The following is a 19,962-nucleotide window of genomic DNA, read 5'->3' on the forward strand; positions in this document are numbered from 1 at the left end:
CGCAGCCGCGCAACAGTCCCCAACCTCTGAACCCCCAACCTCTAAACCCCTAACCTCTAAACTAGGGCATCCTAGAGAGGGAGGTTCGGCGCTCACGCTCTATTCCCCGCCCCCATAACCCTGAGATTTCCAATGTTAATCGTTGCGCTGTTTGTCTTTGTGGTGTGGATTGCGTCGGTGTGCCTGCATGAGTTTGGACATGCGCTGGTGGCCTACTGGGGGGGCGATCGCTCGGTCAAAGACAAAGGCTATCTGACCCTGAATCCGCTAAGGTATACCGACGTGGGCACTAGCTTGGTGATGCCGCTGATTTTTTTGATGCTGGGCGGCATTCCCCTGCCCGGCGCAGCAGTGTATATCGACTCGTCCAAACTGCGGGGGCGGCTTTGGAAAAGTGCTGTATCGCTTGCGGGGCCGCTGATGACGGCGCTGGTGGCGCTGGTGCTGGCGCTTCCATTTTGGCTGGACTGGGCACCCGCCAGCCCGACGGGTGGCTGGAGTCTGCCTGACTTGCTGCGATCGCCCCTCCCCTTCAGTCCGCTCTGGGCTGCGCTGGCGTTTTTGGTCACGCTAGAAGTTGCAGGGGTGCTGATCAACCTGCTGCCCGTACCGCCGCTGGATGGCTACGGAATTTTAGAACCCTGGCTGCCCGAAACCCTGCGCCACCAGGTCAATCGCTGGAGTCGGTATAGCATGATTGCGCTGTTTGGGATCTTGTGGACCGTGCCAGCGGCAAACCGGGCGCTGTGGGATGGAGTAGACGCGATCGCCAGTTGGCTGGGCGTGCCTGCGGAGTTGTCTTGGCTGGGCTATTCGCTCTTTCGGCAGTGGGGCACGATTTTGCTGCTGGGGGCGCTGGCCGTTACTGCTATCGTCATGCGGCGATCGCCCCAGTTTCAAAATTCGGCTCACTATTGGGGCGGCAGCACAGGAAAACGCGACCCCAGCCTGGATCGATTTCACGCCTCAGCCCAGTATTTGAATTATTTGGTCGAGCAGCAGCGCTATGACCGGGCGATCGCCCTCTGCGACCAGGCCATCAAAAGTGCGCCCCACCGCTACGAACCCTGGCAGACCAAGGGCAATATCTTCCTAAAGGCAGAGCGCTACGCCGAAGCCCTCGCTGCCTACGACCAGGCGATCGCCCTAGAGCCAGACTTCTATGGCGGTTACCACGGGCGGGCCCTGGCCCTCAAGCAGTTGCAACAGCCACAGGCCGCGCTGGCATCCTTCGACGACGCTTTGCAGCGATACGAGTCCGACCCCAGCCTGTGGAGCGATCGCGGCTCTCTGCTCTACGAACTTCAGCGCTATGAAGACACGATCGACTGCTATACCCACGCGATCGCCCTAGAGCCAGACAATGCCCTATTCCACTACAACCTGGCCTGCTGTCATGCGCTGCTGGGAGACTCTGAAACAGCGCTGGACTGCTTGAACCGGGCGATCGCGCTGAATGACCTGTATCGGGCGATCGCCAAAACCGATCCCGACTTCAACACCCTGCACCAGACCCCCACCTTCCAGGCTCTCGTGCTTGACGCTTAGGCAAAACACCATAAACATTCGAGAAAATTACGAGAAAGTTATCGCAAGAGCATAAGTACCAAACTTTACCTTACGTCCCCCTTTCAAAGTTCAATAATTTTAACGATATCTTCTGGTAATGATTTGGGCAACCTAGCCATTGTCTAATACTACCCACAGAGACCATGGCGATAGATGCAGGCAATACCCGGAGAACCGCTCGTCGAATTAACGTAGGGCCAAACCCCAGAGTCTTCCGAGATTCACTGAGTAGCAGCGATCGCGATGACTTCTTCCGCTTCGTGGTTCGAGCGCGAAGCAGCTTTGACGGCGAAGTCTTTAACATTCCCCGAAACTCCAACTTCAACTTTCAGCTTCAAAACGCCAATGGCCGAGTCATCGCCCGCTCAACCCGGCCAGGCAACCAACCCGAAAACATCAACCTGAACCTCGATCCAGGAACTTACTTTGCCCGCGTGTTCTGGCGCAGAGGGCAGGGGGCCTATCGGATGCGCCTCAGCCTCAATCCCGATACAGCCGGAGAAACCCTGGACACCGCCCGCGACCTCGGCAACCTCACGAGTTCCACAGGCGTTGATGAATACATTGGACGCTCCGACCCTGCGGACATCTACCGCTTTACAATAGACGAGCGATTGACCGTCGGCGCAACCCTCACGCCCTTCAGCGCTGGGGCCGAAATCTCGCTCCTGGATGCCAGCGGCAACGTGCTTACGGGCACCTCTGGCAGCGGCACAGAAGCCCGCAGTCTCCAGCGCGTGCTTGATCCAGGCACCTACTTTGTTCGAACTACCCCCGTTCCAGGCGGCAATACGCGCTATAACCTGACGCTGAACGCCGGCCCCGCCCCCGACCAAGGCGGCAACGACTTTGGCAGCGCCTCGGCATTTCCTGGGTTTGGCTTTTTTCCAGCGTCGGTTCAGGAGTATGTGGGCAACAGCGACCCGGTTGACTACTACACCTTTACTACAACCATCGGAGGCGATCTGAAGATCGACCTCACCAACATTGCACCAACCGCTGACCTTAACATCACCCTGTTTGACCAGTTCCAGCAGATCCTAGCTTTCCAGGGCGGCGCTGGCCCCGGCGGCAACGAGCAGATTATCTTCAACAACGCTGCTCCCGGTCAGTATTTTGTGTTGGTGCAGACCGCCGGGCCAGGCAATAACTCCACCTACAGGCTGACAGCCGTCCTCACGCCCGAAGACAAATTTGGCGACACCTTTGCAGATGCAACCTCCATTACCGACCCGCTCTCACCGGGCATCCTAACGCCGCTCAGCAATGATCTGGATAATCCCAGCATCTATCAGGATTTTGTGGGGGCAGGCGATGTCGATGTGTTCCGGTTTACCCTGACTGAGCCAAAGAACTTCTTTGCGACCCGCCTCAAGGACTTTACGGGCAACATCACCTTGCAACTCTTCCAGGCAGGAAACCCAACCCCGCTCTCCGGCGGCGGTTCGGCCTTGCGGGGGGCGCTTGGCCCAGGTACCTACTTCCTGCGCGTTTTGGCCGGTGGCCCCACCGATGCCTCAACCTATACCCTGGAGGCTGCCTTCGGCGAGCGTGAGAGCGGTATTATCGTCCGCGACGTGAACCCAGGGGCGCTCGATGCCAACGCTAACTTCCTGACCGACGTGAATGGTGTGCTGTTCTTCGCGGGAACCGACGGGACTCCGGGCGCACCCGTGGGGCTATGGCGCAGTGAAGGCACGCTGAACACAACCGTCAAAGTTGGCTCGTTTACTAACATCACTGGCATCGCGAACGTCAACGGTACAGTCTACATTGCAGGTAGCACGACGCAAACGGGCGTAGAACTGTGGAAGTGGCAGCCGACGGGCGGTTCCTTGGGTACGCTGTCGCTGGTAGGAGACATTGCTCCAGGGCCCGGCCTGTCGTCTTCTCCGACCAACCTGACGGCGGCTGGAAACAACCTATTTTTCTTGGCGACTCCCACGGGTAACCCGGTCGGACGGCAACTCTATTTCAGCAACGGTGGTGCGCCAGTGGCGATCGCCAATGCAGGCGACAGCATCCAAAACTTGGTCTATGTGCAGGCGACCGATACCCTTTACTACGTCGCAAACCGGACGGGCGTTGGCACCCGACTCCTGTTCCGGATCAACAACGCTTCGACTGCCAACCCAAGCGATCCCGTATTGCTGGAAAATATCGGCAGCCCATCCTTCTCGCCTCGCTTTGTCGATAGCCTGAAGGTGGTTGGAGGCGATTTGTTCTTTGTCGCTAGCGAAGCAGTGAACACCGAAAACCGCGAACTGCGGCGGATCGCTGCCAACGGCACTGTGTTTACCTACGACGTAGACGGTGACCTGAATCAAGCCTCGATTGCTTCGGGTAATCTGAGCTTGGCAGTGGTCGAGTCGGGCGGTAATAGATACGTCTATTTCAGCGCTTCTTTTGAAGATCCTGTTGAAGGCCTTGTTCCTTCATTAACCCGTGTCAACCTGACCAATGGAACCGCTGAGCGAGTCTCGACTAACGTTAGCGGTACGTTTACAGCAAATAACTTGACCGTGTTTGAGGGCAAGGTGTACTTTACGGCAACAACCTCCGCTGAAGGGACGGAACTGTGGGTGACTGACCCGGCAGGCGCATTGGAAGTGACCGCCCTCGATAATCTGGTACCTGGAGCAGATAGCTCGTCGCCCGCCAATCTAGTGGTGGCTGGCGGCACGCTGTACTTCACCGCAGAGACGAATGCTACGGGCAGAGAACTCTATCGTCTGGATAGCAATGGTTTGCCAGAGTTGGCGCTGGACATCAACCCTGGGCCGACTTCGTCGAACCTGAATAACCTGATTGCAGCGGGTAATCTGTCGGCGGGTCTGGGGCAACTGTTCTTTGTGGCAGACGATGGCGTGAATGGACGGGAAGTGTGGACGGTGTAGGAGCCTGACTCGACCGTTTGCTTGATTTGCTGGGTCTGCTTGGTAACTAGAGACAAGGGGTTTCGGCCCCTTGTTTTTTTGTCTTTTTTAGCGGAAGTCGAGAAATGAACCAGAATTCAGTCCGCACAAGCACCGAGTCGATTGTGAGCGGCTGATAAAGTTCAACAAAATCACCGAACACTCCAGACTGTGCTGAAGGCAACACTGGTCGTTGGCAGTGCATCAGGAGTCTCGGAGTGAGTAGCTACCCTCAACGAACAGACGGATTTCGCGACGTTGGGCCGGCTCCCTTTCGCAGTCGGGAGTCCGGTAGAACGGTGTATTCCGGGTGGCTGGGCGGCAGGAACCCGCTGGATATCATTCGGCTGCGGGTGGCTCGTCGCAGCCGGGTGACGCTGGATCTGTCTGAACTGAGCGCGGGCGCGATCGCCCAGTGGTTCGATGAGACAGGAAAAGCAGTGGGGCGATCGCACGTCCTATCCACCCCTGACTCGGTTGCGCCCAAGGTCACCTTCAAACCCGGAACCTACTATCTGAAACTGTCGGCAAGATCGGGCGTTTCGTCCTATCGGCTGAGTCTGGCGATCGCCTCTCGTCCCCGTTCTGCCCAAAAGTCCCTGCGATCTTTTTCAGACCATGCGGGCGATCGCTTTGCGCTGAAAGTGCTGACGCTGACCAACGACTATCGCCGCCAATACGGGCTGCCTCCGCTGCGGCTGAATCCGATGCTGAGTGCGATCGCCCAAGCCCACAGCCAGGACATGGCCAGCAACGACTTTTTTGACCATCGCGGATCCAATGGCTCCACCGTTTTTGACCGCTTTTTGCAGGGGGGCTATGCCTATCGCAGCGGCGGCGAAAACATTGCCGCAGGTTTCAGCACACCAAAAAGCGTGGTGAACGCCTGGATCAAGAGTCCGGGCCATCGAGCCAATTTGCTCACGCCGTTCTTCCAGGAGATGGGCGTTGGATTTGTGCATTTGCCCAGCGACCCCGGCACGATCAAGCTGCGCTATTACTGGACGCAGGATTTTGGCGTGCCCGCAACCTGAAGATTAGCGATATGAACACTTCGAGCGCGTTGCGTAGAAACAGCCGACACTACACTGCGCCATCGCCCTGGCTAGTAAAGATAGCAAACAGTCGATAGAACAGGTTCATGCTGACAATCAGCAGAGGAAACGCAACCCCTGCCAGCGCAACCCAGTTGACCAAACGCCCAGACAGCATTCCCGCCCAGCGCTTGGCCTTGCTGGTGCTGGCTCTGGAAGCTCCCACAAGGCGGCTAGCAGAGGCAAGCAAGAACGAGCCACCCATTCCCAGGACGACGCTTGCCCAAAACCAGGGATTGGTCTGGGAGAAGGAGATGTGATCAAACCCAATGGCGGGCATTAGCCTAAAGGCAATGAGTTCCAGCGTCAGCCAGATGCCCAGACAGATGAAAAAGTCGCGCCGTGCGCCTTCGCTTAGGGACAGGTGTTGCATGGGTCAAGGGGAAGAATTGGATCGGGAAGCGGTTGCGATTTTGGATTGGCGATTTTGGATTGCTGAACCAAGGGTTTGTGAGGCTCTTTTTTGACTGTACGCCACGGCGAGAAAATAATCTAGCTGGGCAGTCGCGTTAGCGTTGCAGAGCAATCTCGCGTTAGCGTTGTGGAGACATATTGCCAAAATAGCGCCGATACAGCCCGTAGCTCAGCGCCACCCGGTTGCCGTGAAGATGCACCAGCCCCATGCTGCGGAGCTTAAACGCCTGCATCTGCTCCACCTCGACAGGCGCAGACGACTTCGCCACCTGGTCAAACGTGGCGGCCAGGTCAGGATGTTCCTGCAACTGCCGCAGCAGGCGATGCAGATGATTGGAGTAAATGCCCGAATCGGTCGGAGCCGTTTGCCAAAACTCATCCAGCGTCAGGTCTTGCCGCGCCAGGTGGTAGATGGCACGATGCACCAGGTAGGGATGCCCACCGACGAGTTCTTGCAACTGTTGCAGATCGGCTGCTGCAAGCGATAGCCCGTAGCGCTGGGCCAGATCCATCACCTGGGCTGGGGTAAATTCTTGCAGCTCCACTGCCAGCCCTACGTTAAAGGGCGACTGGTTAATATCGAGCGGCAAATAAACCTCGGTGGAATGCACAATCACCAGCCGCAGGTGTTGCCAGAGGGGATTGCCGCTGTCGCCGTAGGCCGCTTCTTCGTACCATGCCCGCAGCAGCGCAAAAAAGTCGTGGGCAATTTGCGGATGCAGAAACACGTCATCCACTCGATCGAGCGCCAGCACCAGCGGTGCATTCAGATCGGGCAGCAGGCAGTCTTCAAAGTAGGCGGTGCAGTTGCCCTTGCTGCCAAAGGTGGGACTCCAGTATTCTTCAACGCGATGGGGCAGGCGCAGCTTGCGAGTAATCAGCGCACAAAACCAGCGGAGAAAACCGTCTAAATCGTTGAGCGCTTGACTGTCTGCCTGCTGCAAACTGAGGGCGACGGTGTGGATTGGGCGATCGCCCCCTTCCGACAAGCGCCGCGCCTGCTCCAACACGCGCACCATCAGCGAAGTCTTGCCCATCTGGCTGGGGGCTTTGATGCGAATCAGCGCACCCGGTCGCAAAATCTCGTCATAGCAGCGGGTTTCCGACGGGGGGCGCTCGACGTAGACCGGAGAATTGAGCGCTACTAGCCCCACCGGGGGGTCGAGATCCTGCGGACGAACCGTGGAGGCTTGAGTCAGGGCTTGATCGGGAGGGGCGATCGCGCTCCTGTCTGCTGTCGAGGGGATGGGAGTCGCGCCGTTTTGCGAGACAGCCGAGCCGTTCGACTGGGCAGCCCGCTGCGACAACACTGCGACGAGATTCGTCTTGCTCACGCGCTCCCCTAGGCTAGAGGAGAGCAACTGCCATAGCTTTGGCCCGACATCGTGTTTGATATATTCCGGCGTGTAGCCTGTTTCTTCGGCGATCTCATCATACTTAAAGCCGTGCCATGTGCCCTTTAGCACGGCCACTTCAATATTTTTCAAATGGCGGGACGCGGCCGCCAACACTGCTGCATCGGCAGCCTGAAGCGCGGTTTCAAACAGGATGGGTTGGTTGCCGCTGGATGCTCGGTTGGCATCTGGCAATGGCTCATTCATGGGCGTTTTAGATCACGGCTTCCCTGCTCTGAGCCTAGCCTAATGCAAGAATAAAAACTCAGAGGCTCACGATTGAGATCGTCTACACAAGTTCGTTTATTTTACTCCTTCCCTGCGGCGTGGATTTGCCCCTGGTATACCATTCAGACTATGTTGCGCCCCTGCCCGATAGCCATCGCTTTCCGATGGAAAAGTTCCGGCGGCTTTCGGAGCTTTTGGTTGCAGATGGCGTGGCCCATCCCAGCCAGTTTCACACGCCGGAGCTGCCGCCGGTGGACTGGCTGGAGCTAGTGCATACGCCCGATTATGTGCAGCAGTATCGCGCAGGCACGCTGGATGCGCGGGCGCAGCGGCGAATCGGGCTGCCCTGGAGTCCGGCGCTGGCAAACCGCACCTGCATCGCCGTAGGCGGCACGGTGTTAACCGCAAAGCTAGCGCTGGAGCATGGGCTGGCCTGCAATACAGCGGGCGGCACGCACCATGCTTTCCCCAGTTTTGGGTCGGGGTTTTGCATTTTCAACGACATGGCGATCGCCACTCGCGTCTTGCAACACCTGGGATTGGTGAAAAAGGTGCTGATCGTCGATCTAGACGTGCATCAGGGCGACGGCACGGCGGTCATTTTTCAAAACGACCCCAGCGTGTTCACCTTTTCCATGCACTGCGAAGTGAATTTTCCCGGCACTAAGCAGCAGAGCGACCTAGACGTGCCGCTGCCAGAGGGTGTGGAAGACGACGATTATCTGCGGACGCTGGCAGACTATTTGCCCGATTTGCTGTCGCAGGTGCAGCCCGATTTGGTTCTGTTTGACGCAGGCGTGGATACCCATGTGGGCGATCGCCTCGGCAAGCTAGCCCTGACGGATAGCGGCCTCTATCGCCGCGAGATGCAGGTACTCAGCACTTGCGCCGCCCAGGGCTATCCGGTCGCCTGCGTCATCGGCGGCGGCTATGCCAATGATTTCAACGCACTGGTGTATCGCCACTCGCTGGTGCATCGCGCCGCCAGCGAGGTGTTTCGGCAATATCGGCTGTGATCCCCCTCAATTCCCCTTAGCTAAGGGGGACTTCCGGACGGCTCGGTTCCCCCCTTGCTAAGGGGGGCGAGGGGGGATCTCCGATACCTCAAGCTCCGATCCGATCCCCCTCAATTCCCCTTAGCTAAGGGGGACTTCCGGACGGCTCGGTTCCCCCCTTGCTAAGGGGGGCGAGGGGGGATCTCCGATACCTCAAGCTCCGATCCGATCCCCCTAAATCCCCCTTGGTAAGGGGGACTTCCGGAAAGCAGCTCGGTTCCCCCCTTTTTTAGGGGGGCGAGGGGGGATCGACCGCTACGCCTCGCCAAAGGTGGTGAAGTGCCAGCCCTTGCGCTGGTCGCCCGTGATGTCGAAAACGACGTGCTTGACGATGGTGTATTCCTCCAGCGCATAGTGCGACATATCTTTGCCAAAGCCGCTTTGTTTGAAGCCGCCGTGGGGCATTTCGCTGGCGATGGGCAGGTGGTCGTTGATCCATACGGTTCCGGCTTGCAGGGCCTTTGCCATTCGCATGGCCCGCTGCACGTTCAGCGTCCAGCAGCTTGCGGCGAGACCGTAGGGCGTGTCATTCGCCAGGGCGATCGCCTCTTCTTCCGTCGAAAAGCGCTTCACCACCGCCACCGGACCAAAGATTTCCTCACAGACGCAGTTGGCGGTTTGCGGCGGATCTACGATGATTGTCGGCGGGAAGTAGAAACCCTTGTCGGGTACGTCGCCGCAGGTAATCACCTGAAGTCCCTGCTGCTTGGCCTCTTCAACGTAGCCCTTCACCTTGTTCAACTGGGCCTGGCTGGAGAGGGGGCCGATGTCTGTGCCTTCGGCAAAGGGGTCGCCCACTTTCACCTGCTTCGACAGTTCCGTAAACCGCGCCAGGAATGCGTCAAACACCGACTCGTGGACATACATTCGGGTAGCGGCGGTGCAGTCTTGCCCAGAGTTGACGTAGGCTCCGACGACCGCGCCGTGGGCGGCGGCTTCGATGTCGGCATCCTCAAACACCACAAAGGGTGCTTTGCCGCCCAGTTCCAGGGTGACGCGCTTGATCATCGGGCTAGCGAGTTCTGCGATGCGCTTGCCCGTGCGAGTGCTACCCGTAAAGCTGATCATGCCGATATCGAGGTGGGTGCAGATGGCTTCGCCAACTTCCACGCCGCCCGTGACGATGTTGATCAGTCCGGCGGGCAGTCCCGCTTCCAGGGCGATCTTGGCCATCTCGATCGTCGTGGTGGGCGTGTTGGGGGCAGGCTTGAGGACGATGGCATTGCCAGCGGCGATCGCCGGCGCAATTTTCCACACCGCCATCATCAGCGGATAGTTCCACGGGGTAATCGCGCCTACCACGCCGATCGGCTCCCGCCGCAGCAGGCTGGTGTAGCCGCCGACATACTCCCCAGCGGCCGCGCCCTCTTGCCGCCGCACCACCGACGCAAAATAGCGAATATTGTCAACCGAGAAGGGAATATCGCCGTTAATCGTCAGCTTCAGCGCCTTGCCCGCGTTCTTGCTTTCTAGGTGGGAGAGTTCCTCGCTCTTGGCTTCCAGCAGGTCGGCAAATTTCATCATGGCGGCGCAGCGCTCGCCGTAGGACAGCGCAGCCCAACCGGGTTGAGCCGCTTTCGCCGCTGCCACGGCCCGATCTACGTCTGCGGTGGTGCCCATCGCCGCGGTTGCAAAGACTTCGCCCGTGGCAGGGTCGATCAAGTCCTGGCTGCCGCTGCTGACTAGCTCTTCGCCAATTACCATCGGGTAGTGGATTAACTTTTCTGTCGTAGAAACCATAAAAACCTCGGTTCGGGGTAAAAATCCCAAAAAGCTCGTCAATTGCGTTGCGTTGGGCATCTTGCGCTGTCGGGGCAGGGTGCGATCGCCCCATTGATCGAGCGATCGCCCCATTGAATCCTTCCGCCAGCTTCGCCAAGCTGTTCTGCCAATTCGTACAGATAACTTTGTACAGATATAACAATCGCGACTCGCGGCGAAGTCTAGCTGTATACCACCCTAGTATCTGTCGGCAGAAGTGGGGGAGGAACGTCATATTTTTTTGTGGCGCTGGGTGTTGGGCGACATTTCTCCTCATAGGAAGGATACGCTACAATCTCTACCCAAATTACACACACAGATTACCTGTTGCATAGTGACCTTTACAGGAGCAGCGGCATGACATCCCACTCTTCCAACCACTCTTCTAAAGCTGAAGCCCAGCGGCTCGATGCCGCCAACGCGAAAATTTCCGCTTGGAAAAAATGGGGACCTTATCTCAGCGAGCGACAGTGGGGCACGGTGCGCGAAGACTATAGCCAGACGGGGGATGCGTGGGGCTATTTCAGCCACGACCAGGCGCGATCGCGGGCCTATCGCTGGGGCGAAGACGGGCTAGGCGGCATTTCCGACGATCGGCAGCAGGTTTGCTTTGGGCTGGCGCTGTGGAACGGGCAGGACGCGATTTTGAAAGAGCGGCTGTTTGGGCTGACCAACAGCGAAGGGAATCACGGCGAAGACGTGAAGGAGTATTACTTCTATCTCGACAGCACGCCGACGCATTCCTATATGAAGTTTCTCTACAAATATCCGCAGGCAGCCTTTCCCTACGAGGATCTGGTGCAGACCAATTGCCACCGCAGCCGCCTGGAATTGGAATACGAGCTGATTGACACGGGCATATTTGATGAGCAGCGCTATTTTGATGTGTTTGTGGAATACGCCAAGGCGACCCCAGAGGAACTGCTGATCAGAATCACGGTGGAAAATCGCGGGCCTGAAGCGGCGACGCTACATGTTTTGCCGACCCTGTGGTTTCGCAACACCTGGGACTGGTTTCCCGAATCGCCGCCCAAGCCCCGCCTTCATCAACTGAATGGGCAGGCGATCGCCGCTCTGCATCCAGACCTGGGAACGCGCTACCTGTATAGCGATCGCCCCGTTTCCGCCCTCTTTACCGAAAATGAAACTAATCAAGAGCGCGTGTTTGGGTTGCCCAACGCCTCGCCCTACGTGAAAGATGCGTTTCATCGCTACGTGATCAACGGCGACGTGGAGGCGGTCAATCCTGAGAAAACGGGCACTAAGGCGGCATTTCACTATGTCCTGGAGATTCCAGCCGGGGGCGCGGAGGTGATCCAGCTAAAACTGGGCGATCGCCCCCAAGAGCCAGAACTACTCGGATTTGGACTGGCGTTTGACGAACTCGTGCAAACTCGCATCACCGAAGCAGACGAGTTCTATGCCGATATCATTCCTGCAAGCATGTCAGACGACCAGCGGAACATAATGCGGCAGGCGTTCGCCGGAATGCTCTGGACAAAGCAATATTACTATTACCCCGTGCGGGCCTGGCTGCATGACGAAATCTTGCCGCCCGACTGCAAGGTACGGATTCCCTTACGGAATCGTGAGTGGTTTCATCTGGAGAGCGCAGATATCTTATCCATGCCCGACAAGTGGGAATATCCCTGGTTTGCCGCGTGGGATTTGGCGTTCCATACCCTGGTGCTGGCGGCGGTGGATATGGAGTTTGCCAAAGACCAACTGCGGCTGATGACCCATCAGGTTTATCTGCACCCCAATGGGCAAATTCCCGCCTATGAGTGGAACTTTAGCGACGTGAATCCGCCCGTCCACTGCACGGCGACTTGGCAGGTGTATCTGATCGACAAGGCGCGGAACCACGGCAAGGGCGATCGCCCATTTTTGGAAAGTATGTTCCACAAGCTGCTAATGAACTTTACCTGGTGGGTCAACCGCAAAGATTCTACTGGCAACAACCTCTTTGAGGGCGGCTTTTTGGGGCTGGATAATATTGGCGTGTTTGACCGCAGCGCCCCGCTGCCCACAGGCGGTACGCTAGAACAGGCCGATGGCACAGGCTGGATGGCGATGTTTTGTCTGGATATGCTGTCGATCGCCCTGGAACTGTCTGCCGAAAACCAGGTTTACGAAGAACTGGCCTGCAAGTTTTACGAGCATTTCATGTACATCGCCGGGTCGATGGATCGCATCGGGCAAAACGACGATGAGCTATGGGACGAAGAAGACGGCTTCTATTACGACGTGCTGCAGTTTCCCAATGGTTACTCCACGCGCCTCAAAGTGCGATCGATGGTGGGGCTGATTCCGCTGTTTGCCTCGTCTGTTTTTGATGACAGCATTCTCAAAAAGCTGCCTGTGTTTGCGGCTCACGTTGCCCGGTTTACCCAGGAATATGCTAAGCATTTGGACAACCTCAGCGATCCGCGCAAACTCGGCGTTGCGGGTCGTCACCTGCTGTCTCCCGTGAGCGAGGACAAGCTCCGCCGCATTTTGCAGAGAATGCTGGATGAATCGGAGTTTCTTAGCGACTATGGCATTCGCGCCCTGTCTCGCTATCACAAAGACCATCCCTACCTCTTCAATGTAGGCAGCACGTCCTATCGGGTAGACTACGAGCCAGCAGAGTCTTCGACGAACCTGTTTGGCGGCAACTCCAACTGGCGCGGGCCGGTCTGGATGCCCGTTAACTCCCTAGTTACTCAATCGCTTCGCAAGATGTATGCCTACTATGGCGACGATTTTAAGGCCGAGTGCCCCACTGGGTCGGGCAACTGGCTGACGCTGTGGGACATTGCCAACGAAATCGACTTGCGTCTCAGCCGCATTTTTCTCCGCAACGAGCAGGGAGAGCGTCCGGTCTACGGCGAGACTTCGATATTTCAGAATGATCCGCACTGGCGCGACCTGATTTTGTTTTACGAATACTTCCACGGCGACAATGGCGCAGGCATCGGCGCAAGCCACCAGACGGGCTGGACGGGCTTGGTTGCCCGACTGATGACGATGCCCTTGACCAAAAATCCTCAGGAAGTGCTGGAACACGGTTTCTTGACCGTGACACTGGACAAGCAGAGCATTGTCTGATCCCAGCGCCGATCGAGTGAGGATTGTCTTGGGTGTATCCCACTTTTGTAGCCCTCACCCTAAACCCCTCTCCCTAGGCGGGAGAGGGACTTCCAAGCCGACTCCCCTTCTCCCTTTTTGGGAGAAGGGGCTGGGGGATGAGGGCAAACTTGCATAACTGGGATACGCCCGATTGTTTTTTGGGATTTTTGGGACTTTCGGGATTTTGGGGCGGGTCAGGATGAGACGTTGGCCGATGCGCCAGGGTCGCTGTTGGGATGGCGCTGGCTCACCTGCTCCACAAAAAACTCTTCGAGCGATCGCCGCGCTAGGTTCATCCCCACCAACTGCCCGCGCATTAGCTCTAGGCTGGCGATAAAGTCCTGCGGGTGGCCGTGCAAATGCCCCTGCCACAGCCCTTCTTTGAATTCCAGGTCGGGAATCCACTGCTGCAAAACGCTAGGCGTGCTGCCGCTGACTTTGACGAAATAGCGGTCGGCGGTGCCCAGCAGTTCTGTCAGCGTGCCGATGGCAATGAGTTCGCCCTGGCACAGGATGGCAATGCGATCGCACACCTTTTCCACATCGGACAGGACGTGGCTATTGAAGAAGATCGTTTTGCCCTGGTCTTTCAGCAGTTGGATAATTTCGCGGATCTGGTAGCGGCCGAGCGGGTCTAGCCCCGACATCGGTTCGTCTAAAAACACCACTTCGGGATTGTTGATTAGCGCCTGAGCCATGCCAACTCGCTGCAACATGCCCTTGGAGTATTGCCGAAGCTGCTTTTTCTCCGCAGCAGCCCGCGACAGCCCCACCAGGTCAATCAGTTCGGGAATGCGCTTGCGCTGCACGTCGGCAGGAATCTGGAACAGCCCGGCGGCGTATTGCAAAAACTCGCGCCCGGTCAGATAGTCATAGAAATAGGGATTTTCGGGCAGATAGCCGACGCGCTGCTTGACCGCGCGATCGCCCAGGGGTTTGCCCAGCAGCAGCCCGCGCCCCGCCGTGGGTCGAATAATGCCCAGCAAAATTTTCAGCAGCGTCGTTTTGCCTGCGCCGTTTTGCCCCAGCAGCCCGAAGGTTTCCCCTTCGTAGATTTGCAGCGAACAGTCTTTGAGGGTCGAAATTTTTTGGTTGAGCCAGAAGCCCGTGCGATAGACCTTGCGGAGATGAGAGGTCAGCACGACCGCAGGGCGATCGCTAAGACTAGACAGGGCAGCAGGAGGAGACGAATCCATCGGAATAGCTGAGGGGACGGCATCTGTAAGAAGCTGTACTCAATCTTAGACCAGGACAGGGGTGGTGAACCCTCCCGCAGATCTTCCAGAGAACCTCCTAGAAAATGCAGGAAAACGGGGTAGTGCAAATATTTTACGAAAAAGCTTGTAGCTCAAGCAGATTTAAATCCTACCCTGGGGTATTGTGCAAACATCAGCGCTACTGTTAAGGCCATCGTAGCAACGGATGACGATCGCCCAAGTCTTGCTTCAAACTCTGCGGATAATCGGGTGATTAGCCTGCGGCTGGCTGAGTTTGACCACACGCCCCAACGCTTACCTTCTATAAAAATCTGTGACCCTCCCTGCCCGATCGGTGATTTTCCCCCGCCCTCTCCGATTCGCACAGCTCAGCTTCGCCTATGTTTGGAAACAGGGCGCTGTTGCGGTTGCGTACTACGCTGCGGCTCAGTTTTCGATTGCCTACGCCACACTGCCCGATGCTGCCTCTACGCCCGTCTGGTTTGCAGGGGGCATTGCGGTGGGGGCGATGCTCGCCTATGGAGTCGAACTTTGGCTTGGCATCTTTGCCAGCATTCTGGTGCTGGAGTTTATCTTCTTTAAGGGTTGGGAAAGCACCAACAGCCTAATGCTGGCGATCGCCGTCACCTTCATCGCCACGCTGGGCAAAGTTATTGCGGCAGTGTGGAGCGATCGCCTCACCCAGTCCCGCTCTCCCCTAGACTCGCCAGCCGATGTGGTGCGGTTTATCCTGGCGGCGTTCCTCAGCCATCTGCCGATTGGGATGCTCTGCGCGGCGCTGGTTTGCAACTTTGGCAAAGCGCCCTGGACCGCCTATCGCCAGATCTTCATCACCTGGTGGCTGAGCGATGCCTTTGGAATCGTCCTGGTGGCTCCGCTGCTGTTGGCCTGGAGCAGCACGCGATCGCTCGATTTGTTCCAGTTTCGCAACGCCATTCGGCGGCACTGGCTAGAGGCGGTTGCAATGGCGGCGCTGGTCATCGGCATCAGCGAAGTGGCGCTGGTGGACAAATACCCAGTGGAGTATCTGCTGATTCCGGTGATTGTGTGGGCGGCGTTTCGGTTTCGGTCGCCAGGGGCCACGCTGGTGATGGTGCTGCTGTCGCTGCTAGCGGTGATTAGCACGGCAAAGGGTTTGGGTTCCTTTGCCCGCAGTTCGATGAACGAGTCGCTGCTGCTGCTTCAGTCGTGCATCGCGGCGATCGCCCTGACGACGCTGCTCCTGTGCGCCGTGCTGTACCAAAACGACCAGTCCAAACAAGCGCTGCGAGACGCAAATCATAGCCTGGAAGACCGGGTGCAGCAGCGCACAGCAGAACTGGCCCAAGCCAACGCAGCAATTGTGGATTTGAACGAGCGGCTCAAGCAAGAAAACCTGCGAATGGCGGCCGAACTGGACGTGGTGCGCCAGATTCAGGGCCTGATCCTGCCCACGCCAGAGGAACTGAGCGCAATTCAAACGCTGGACGTGTCTGCCTTGACTGATCTGACCGATGAAGACAGCACCGACTATTTCGACGTGGTGGAAACCGACGGCATCGTCACCCTCAGCGTTGGCATCGTGGGCGGGCGCGGTCTGGAAAGCGGCGTGCTGATGCTGATGGTGCAGACGGCCGTGCGGACGCTGGCAGAATTGCGCGATCGCAGCTCGGTGCGCTTTTTGCAAACCCTGAACCGGACGCTGTATAAGAACATCGAGCGCCTCAGCGCCCAGCAGCAGCAGCTGCTGACCCTGGCCGTGCTGAATTATCTCAACGGCAGCCTCAGCGTCAGCGGGCAGCATGAAGATCTTGTGGTGGTGCGGGCTTCGGGGCGCGTCGAGCGGGTCAGCATGACCGATCTGATTCTGCCGCTGGGGCTGGAGTTTGACATCACCGCCTTCACCAAACGCGCCTCCGTTGAACTGCAACCGGGCGACGGCATTGTGCTATATACCAGCAGCCTGCCCAGCGCCCTAGATGAAAATGGCGTGATGTATGGTCTCGATCGCCTATATCGCGTCGTGGGTCAGCATTGGGCCCAGCCAGCCAGCGCTGTTCACCGAGCCGTCATTCAGGACGTGCGCCAGCACATGGGGCAGGAAAACGTGCTGGATAATCTGTCGCTGCTGGTCTTGAAGCGCCGCCTGTAGGTCAACGCAGGGCCGCTGAGCGGTAAAATAGGCGATCGCTGTGCGTCTCCATCCAGCGCCCAGACCGAATCCCTAATCTCTAACCCCAGACTCCCGAACTATGACCCAGACCTACCGCATTACCCTCCTCCCTGGCGACGGCATCGGCCCCGAAATCATTGCGGTGGCGGTCGATTTGCTAAAAAAAGTGGGGCAACAGCATGACCTCCGCTTCGAGTTTCAGGAGGCGCTGCTGGGTGGGGCGGCCATCGACGCAACGGGGAGTCCCCTCCCTGCTGACACGCTGGAACTCTGCAAAAACAGCGATGCCGTGCTGCTGGCGGCGATTGGCGGCTACCAGTGGGACACGCTGCCCAACGACCAGCGGCCGGAACGCGGCCTGCTGGGGCTGCGGGCTGGGTTGGAACTGTTTGCCAACCTGCGCCCCGCTAGCATTTTGCCGCAACTGGTCGATGCCTCCAGCCTCAAGCGCGAGGTGGTGGATGGCGTGGACATTATGGTGGTGCGAGAGCTAACGGGCGGTATTTACTTTGGGCAGCCGCGGGGCATCTTTACTAGCGAAACGGGCGAACGGCGCGGTGTAAACACGATGGTCTACACCGAGTCGGAAGTGGAGCGGATTGGGCGCGTTGCCTTTGAAGCTGCCCGCAAGCGCCGCAAAAAGCTCTGCTCCGTAGATAAATCCAATGTGCTGGAAGTCTCGCAACTGTGGCGCGACACGATCACGAAACTGGCGGCTGACTATCCCGACGTGGAGCTAACCCATATGTACGTGGACAATGCGGCCATGCAGCTTTTGCGAAACCCCAAGCAGTTCGACACGATCGTTACGGGCAACCTGTTTGGCGATATTCTCTCCGACGCGGCGGCCATGCTGACGGGCAGTATCGGCATGTTGCCGTCTGCCAGCCTTGGCTCCTCCGGCCCCGGCCTGTTTGAACCCGTCCACGGCTCTGCCCCGGATATCGCAGGTCAGGACAAGGCCAATCCTCTGGCGCAGGTGCTGAGCGCGGCGATGATGCTGCGCTATGGGCTGAACGAACCGCAGGCGGGCGATCGCCTCGAACAGGCCGTCCTCAAAGTCCTCGACCAGGGCTATCGCACGGGCGATATTATGTCCGACGGCATGACCCTGGTGGGCTGCAAGGCGATGGGCGAGGCGCTGCTGGCGGCGCTGGAAGACTAGCAGGTTGCCCTGATCCTCCAAACCCTTTTCCCAAGTCGCAAGCAGGGGAGCAAGAGAGGCTTGAAGTCTCTCTCCCGCTTTGGGAGAGGGATTAAGGGTGAGGGGAATCAGCAACGTTGCACATCCCGTTGCTTAATCCGGCAGCGTCAGGGCTAACTGGTAGAGGTCGCGACGGGGGAGTTGGGTTTGCTGGGCAAGCTGGCGGCTGGCCTGGGAGCGGGAGAGTCCCTGCTGCATCAGAGCAACGAGTTCGGCTTTAAGGGCGGCTTCCGACAAAACGACGGGGGCGGCTATGCTGCCGGCCAGCAGGACGGTGTATTCGCCCTGGGGGTCGCGGGTTTCGTGGTGGGCGATCGCCTCCTGCACCGTGCCGCGCCAAAATTCTTCATGCAGTTTGGTCAGTTCCCGCGCCAGCACAATGGGGCGATCGCCGCCAAAGGTTTCCGAAAAATCCGTCAGGGTTTGCCGCAGGCGGTGGGGCGACTCGTAAAACACCAGCGTTCGTGATTCGGACTGGAGCGCAGCGAGGCGATCGCGCCGCTCTTTCCCCTTGGCCGGCAAAAATCCCTCAAACACAAACCGATCGGTGGGCAGTCCGGCGGCGCTGAGGGCCGTCACCACGGCGCTGGCTCCCGGAATCGGCACCACGGGAATCCCTGCCTCGACGCAGGCCGCCACCAGTTCATAGCCCGGATCGGAAATTCCCGGCATTCCGGCATCGCTGACCAGCGCAATGGACTGTCCCTGCTTTAGGCGGGCAAGCAGTTCCGGCAGGCGGCTGGTGCGGTTGTGGTCGTGATAGCTGATCTGCGGCGTGGTGATCTGGAAATGCTGGAGCAGTTTGCCTGTGTGGCGGGTGTCTTCGGCGGCGATCGCTTCCACCTCCCGCAAAATCCGCACTGCCCGAAAGGTCATATCTTCCAAATTCCCGATGGGCGTAGCGACAACGTAGAGCATTTTAGAAATTTCAAAGGCAATCTGGGTCAGCGACTCGCACCGAGCTAGCTTCAATCTAAGCCAACCCCGGCGGTAGGGGTTCTCCGCAGCGCTGATGCACAGTGGCGATTTTCTCAAATAGCCAGGGATGGGCCGCCCGATAGTGGGGCAGCAGGGCCAGCGGGCTGAGCAGGGCCGCAGTGGTCAGGTCGGCGGCGGTGATTTGGCTTCCCACCAGAAACTCGCGGTCTTTCCAGTGCTGCTGGAGGTATTGGAGAGCATCGGCCAGGCGATCGCCCGCCAGCCTGACCCGCGCTGCATTCATGCCATACTGGCGGCGCACGATGGCAATCATGGCCTGGCTCATCAGCGACGGGTCGATGGACTTGCCCGCGCCCGCACGATAGTCGTAGTAAACAAAGCGGGTGGCAACGCCGATGCTCTCATCGAGCCAGTCTTCAAGCTGCTTCACCTGGCTGCGCTGAACCGGATCGGCGGGATAGAGGGGCGGGTCGGGCTGGTGCTGGTCGAGAAATTCAAAAATGTGGCTAGAGTCGGCGATCGCTCCTGCCTGCCCCTCTAGCTCTGGCAGCAGCACAGGCACGGTAGTAGTCCCCGTCAGCGGCTTTAGCTTCAGCGCGTGCAGCCCCGGAGTCAGATTTTCCACCGTAAACGGCAGTTGCTTATAGCCCAGCGCCAGCCGAGCTTTGCGGCAATAGTGGGAGGTGCTGAATTGCAGCAGGTGCATGGGTCTTGGGCCAATAAAAATCCACAGCAGATGCCTCTCTCAGCATACGCGCATTGGAATACACGCATTGCCAGAATTTCTAGAGGGGCGATCGCCGTGGATGGCTGATCGAGATGAAAGTCAGGTGAATGAAGCTAGAACACGAGAATGCACTGAGTTAGCCAATACCAGCGACAGACAGCCAAGCGATGAGTCAACAGTGA

The 19,962-nt window shown here is 58.2% G+C and carries 13 protein-coding genes; 7 read left to right on the forward strand and 6 right to left on the reverse strand.

From position 1 onward, the window contains the following. Nucleotides 1-132 precede the first annotated feature (132 nt). From JTM80_RS19040 to JTM80_RS22810, 3 genes are all read left to right on the forward strand, one after another. Entirely contained in the window at nucleotides 133-1,548 is a 1,416-nt protein-coding gene (locus JTM80_RS19040; protein ID WP_172355367.1) for a tetratricopeptide repeat protein, read from the forward strand. A gap of 164 nt (nucleotides 1,549-1,712) precedes the next feature. Continuing rightward, nucleotides 1,713-4,466 (forward strand): pre-peptidase C-terminal domain-containing protein, encoded by a 2,754-nt coding sequence (locus JTM80_RS19045; RefSeq protein ID WP_205370097.1) that lies wholly within the window; start codon nucleotides 1,713-1,715, stop codon nucleotides 4,464-4,466. Nucleotides 4,467-4,702: 236 nt separating this feature from the next. Further along, complete coding sequence (locus JTM80_RS22810) at nucleotides 4,703-5,518, forward strand: CAP domain-containing protein (RefSeq protein WP_225906683.1); 816 nt, start codon at nucleotides 4,703-4,705, stop codon at nucleotides 5,516-5,518. Between the two features lie 49 nt (nucleotides 5,519-5,567). Here JTM80_RS22810 and JTM80_RS19055 read toward each other — a convergent pair whose 3' ends face one another. After that, a complete protein-coding gene (locus JTM80_RS19055) occupies nucleotides 5,568-5,951 on the reverse strand; it encodes a hypothetical protein (RefSeq protein WP_205370098.1) in 384 nt (127 codons plus the stop codon). A gap of 160 nt (nucleotides 5,952-6,111) precedes the next feature. Beyond that, nucleotides 6,112-7,593 carry an AAA-like domain-containing protein gene (locus JTM80_RS19060; RefSeq protein WP_172355361.1) on the reverse strand — a complete coding sequence of 494 codons (1,482 nt, stop codon included), beginning with the start codon at nucleotides 7,591-7,593 and terminating at the stop codon, nucleotides 6,112-6,114. Nucleotides 7,594-7,712: 119 nt separating this feature from the next. Between JTM80_RS19060 and JTM80_RS19065 the strand changes: the two genes are divergently transcribed. Continuing rightward, a complete protein-coding gene (locus JTM80_RS19065) occupies nucleotides 7,713-8,630 on the forward strand; it encodes a histone deacetylase (RefSeq protein ID WP_205370099.1) in 918 nt (305 codons plus the stop codon). A 294-nt stretch (nucleotides 8,631-8,924) separates the two neighbouring features. Here the strand turns inward: JTM80_RS19065 and JTM80_RS19070 are convergent, their stop codons facing one another. Next, on the reverse strand, nucleotides 8,925-10,523 hold the full coding sequence (locus JTM80_RS19070; RefSeq protein ID WP_225906684.1) for an aminobutyraldehyde dehydrogenase: 1,599 nt from the start codon (nucleotides 10,521-10,523) through the stop codon (nucleotides 8,925-8,927). Nucleotides 10,524-10,787: 264 nt separating this feature from the next. On the opposite strand from JTM80_RS19070, the gene JTM80_RS19075 reads away from it, so the two are divergent. Beyond that, nucleotides 10,788-13,520 (forward strand): MGH1-like glycoside hydrolase domain-containing protein, encoded by a 2,733-nt coding sequence (locus JTM80_RS19075; RefSeq protein ID WP_172355357.1) that lies wholly within the window; start codon nucleotides 10,788-10,790, stop codon nucleotides 13,518-13,520. A gap of 215 nt (nucleotides 13,521-13,735) precedes the next feature. Here JTM80_RS19075 and JTM80_RS19080 read toward each other — a convergent pair whose 3' ends face one another. Further along, nucleotides 13,736-14,737: an ABC transporter ATP-binding protein gene (locus JTM80_RS19080; RefSeq protein WP_172355356.1), complete on the reverse strand. Its 1,002-nt coding sequence runs from the start codon at nucleotides 14,735-14,737 to the stop codon at nucleotides 13,736-13,738. A gap of 334 nt (nucleotides 14,738-15,071) precedes the next feature. On the opposite strand from JTM80_RS19080, the gene JTM80_RS19085 reads away from it, so the two are divergent. After that, nucleotides 15,072-16,889, forward strand: coding sequence for an MASE1 domain-containing protein (locus JTM80_RS19085; protein WP_172355355.1), 1,818 nt, complete (start codon nucleotides 15,072-15,074; stop codon nucleotides 16,887-16,889). A 100-nt stretch (nucleotides 16,890-16,989) separates the two neighbouring features. Continuing rightward, nucleotides 16,990-18,075 carry a 3-isopropylmalate dehydrogenase gene (leuB, locus tag JTM80_RS19090; RefSeq protein WP_172355354.1) on the forward strand — a complete coding sequence of 362 codons (1,086 nt, stop codon included), beginning with the start codon at nucleotides 16,990-16,992 and terminating at the stop codon, nucleotides 18,073-18,075. Nucleotides 18,076-18,207: 132 nt separating this feature from the next. On the opposite strand, the gene rsmI is transcribed toward leuB, so the two are convergent. Next, nucleotides 18,208-19,032, reverse strand: coding sequence for a 16S rRNA (cytidine(1402)-2'-O)-methyltransferase (gene rsmI, locus JTM80_RS19095; protein ID WP_172355353.1), 825 nt, complete (start codon nucleotides 19,030-19,032; stop codon nucleotides 18,208-18,210). Between the two features lie 55 nt (nucleotides 19,033-19,087). Continuing rightward, entirely contained in the window at nucleotides 19,088-19,759 is a 672-nt protein-coding gene (locus tag JTM80_RS19100; RefSeq protein ID WP_172355352.1) for a glutathione S-transferase family protein, read from the reverse strand. Nucleotides 19,760-19,962: the final 203 nt, after the last annotated feature.

It is taken from the genome of Thermoleptolyngbya sp. PKUAC-SCTB121, from assembly GCF_016919485.1.
Lineage (GTDB): Bacteria > Cyanobacteriota > Cyanobacteriia > Elainellales > Elainellaceae > Thermoleptolyngbya > Thermoleptolyngbya sichuanensis.

Excerpts from the sequence above, each read along its gene's own strand:
- JTM80_RS19040 (WP_172355367.1), top strand. The coding sequence starts at position 133 with ATGTTAATCGTTGCGCTGTTTGTCTTTGTGGTGTGGATTGCGTCGGTG.
- JTM80_RS19045 (WP_205370097.1), top strand. The coding sequence starts at position 1,713 with ATGGCGATAGATGCAGGCAATACCCGGAGAACCGCTCGTCGAATTAAC.
- JTM80_RS19055 (WP_205370098.1), bottom strand. The coding sequence starts at position 5,951 with ATGCAACACCTGTCCCTAAGCGAAGGCGCACGGCGCGACTTTTTCATC.
- JTM80_RS19060 (WP_172355361.1), bottom strand. The coding sequence starts at position 7,593 with ATGAATGAGCCATTGCCAGATGCCAACCGAGCATCCAGCGGCAACCAA.
- JTM80_RS19070 (WP_225906684.1), bottom strand. The coding sequence starts at position 10,523 with ATGGGGCGATCGCTCGATCAATGGGGCGATCGCACCCTGCCCCGACAG.
- JTM80_RS19075 (WP_172355357.1), top strand. The coding sequence starts at position 10,788 with ATGACATCCCACTCTTCCAACCACTCTTCTAAAGCTGAAGCCCAGCGG.
- JTM80_RS19080 (WP_172355356.1), bottom strand. The coding sequence starts at position 14,737 with ATGGATTCGTCTCCTCCTGCTGCCCTGTCTAGTCTTAGCGATCGCCCT.
- leuB (WP_172355354.1), top strand. The coding sequence starts at position 16,990 with ATGACCCAGACCTACCGCATTACCCTCCTCCCTGGCGACGGCATCGGC.
- rsmI (WP_172355353.1), bottom strand. The coding sequence starts at position 19,032 with ATGCTCTACGTTGTCGCTACGCCCATCGGGAATTTGGAAGATATGACC.
- JTM80_RS19100 (WP_172355352.1), bottom strand. The coding sequence starts at position 19,759 with ATGCACCTGCTGCAATTCAGCACCTCCCACTATTGCCGCAAAGCTCGG.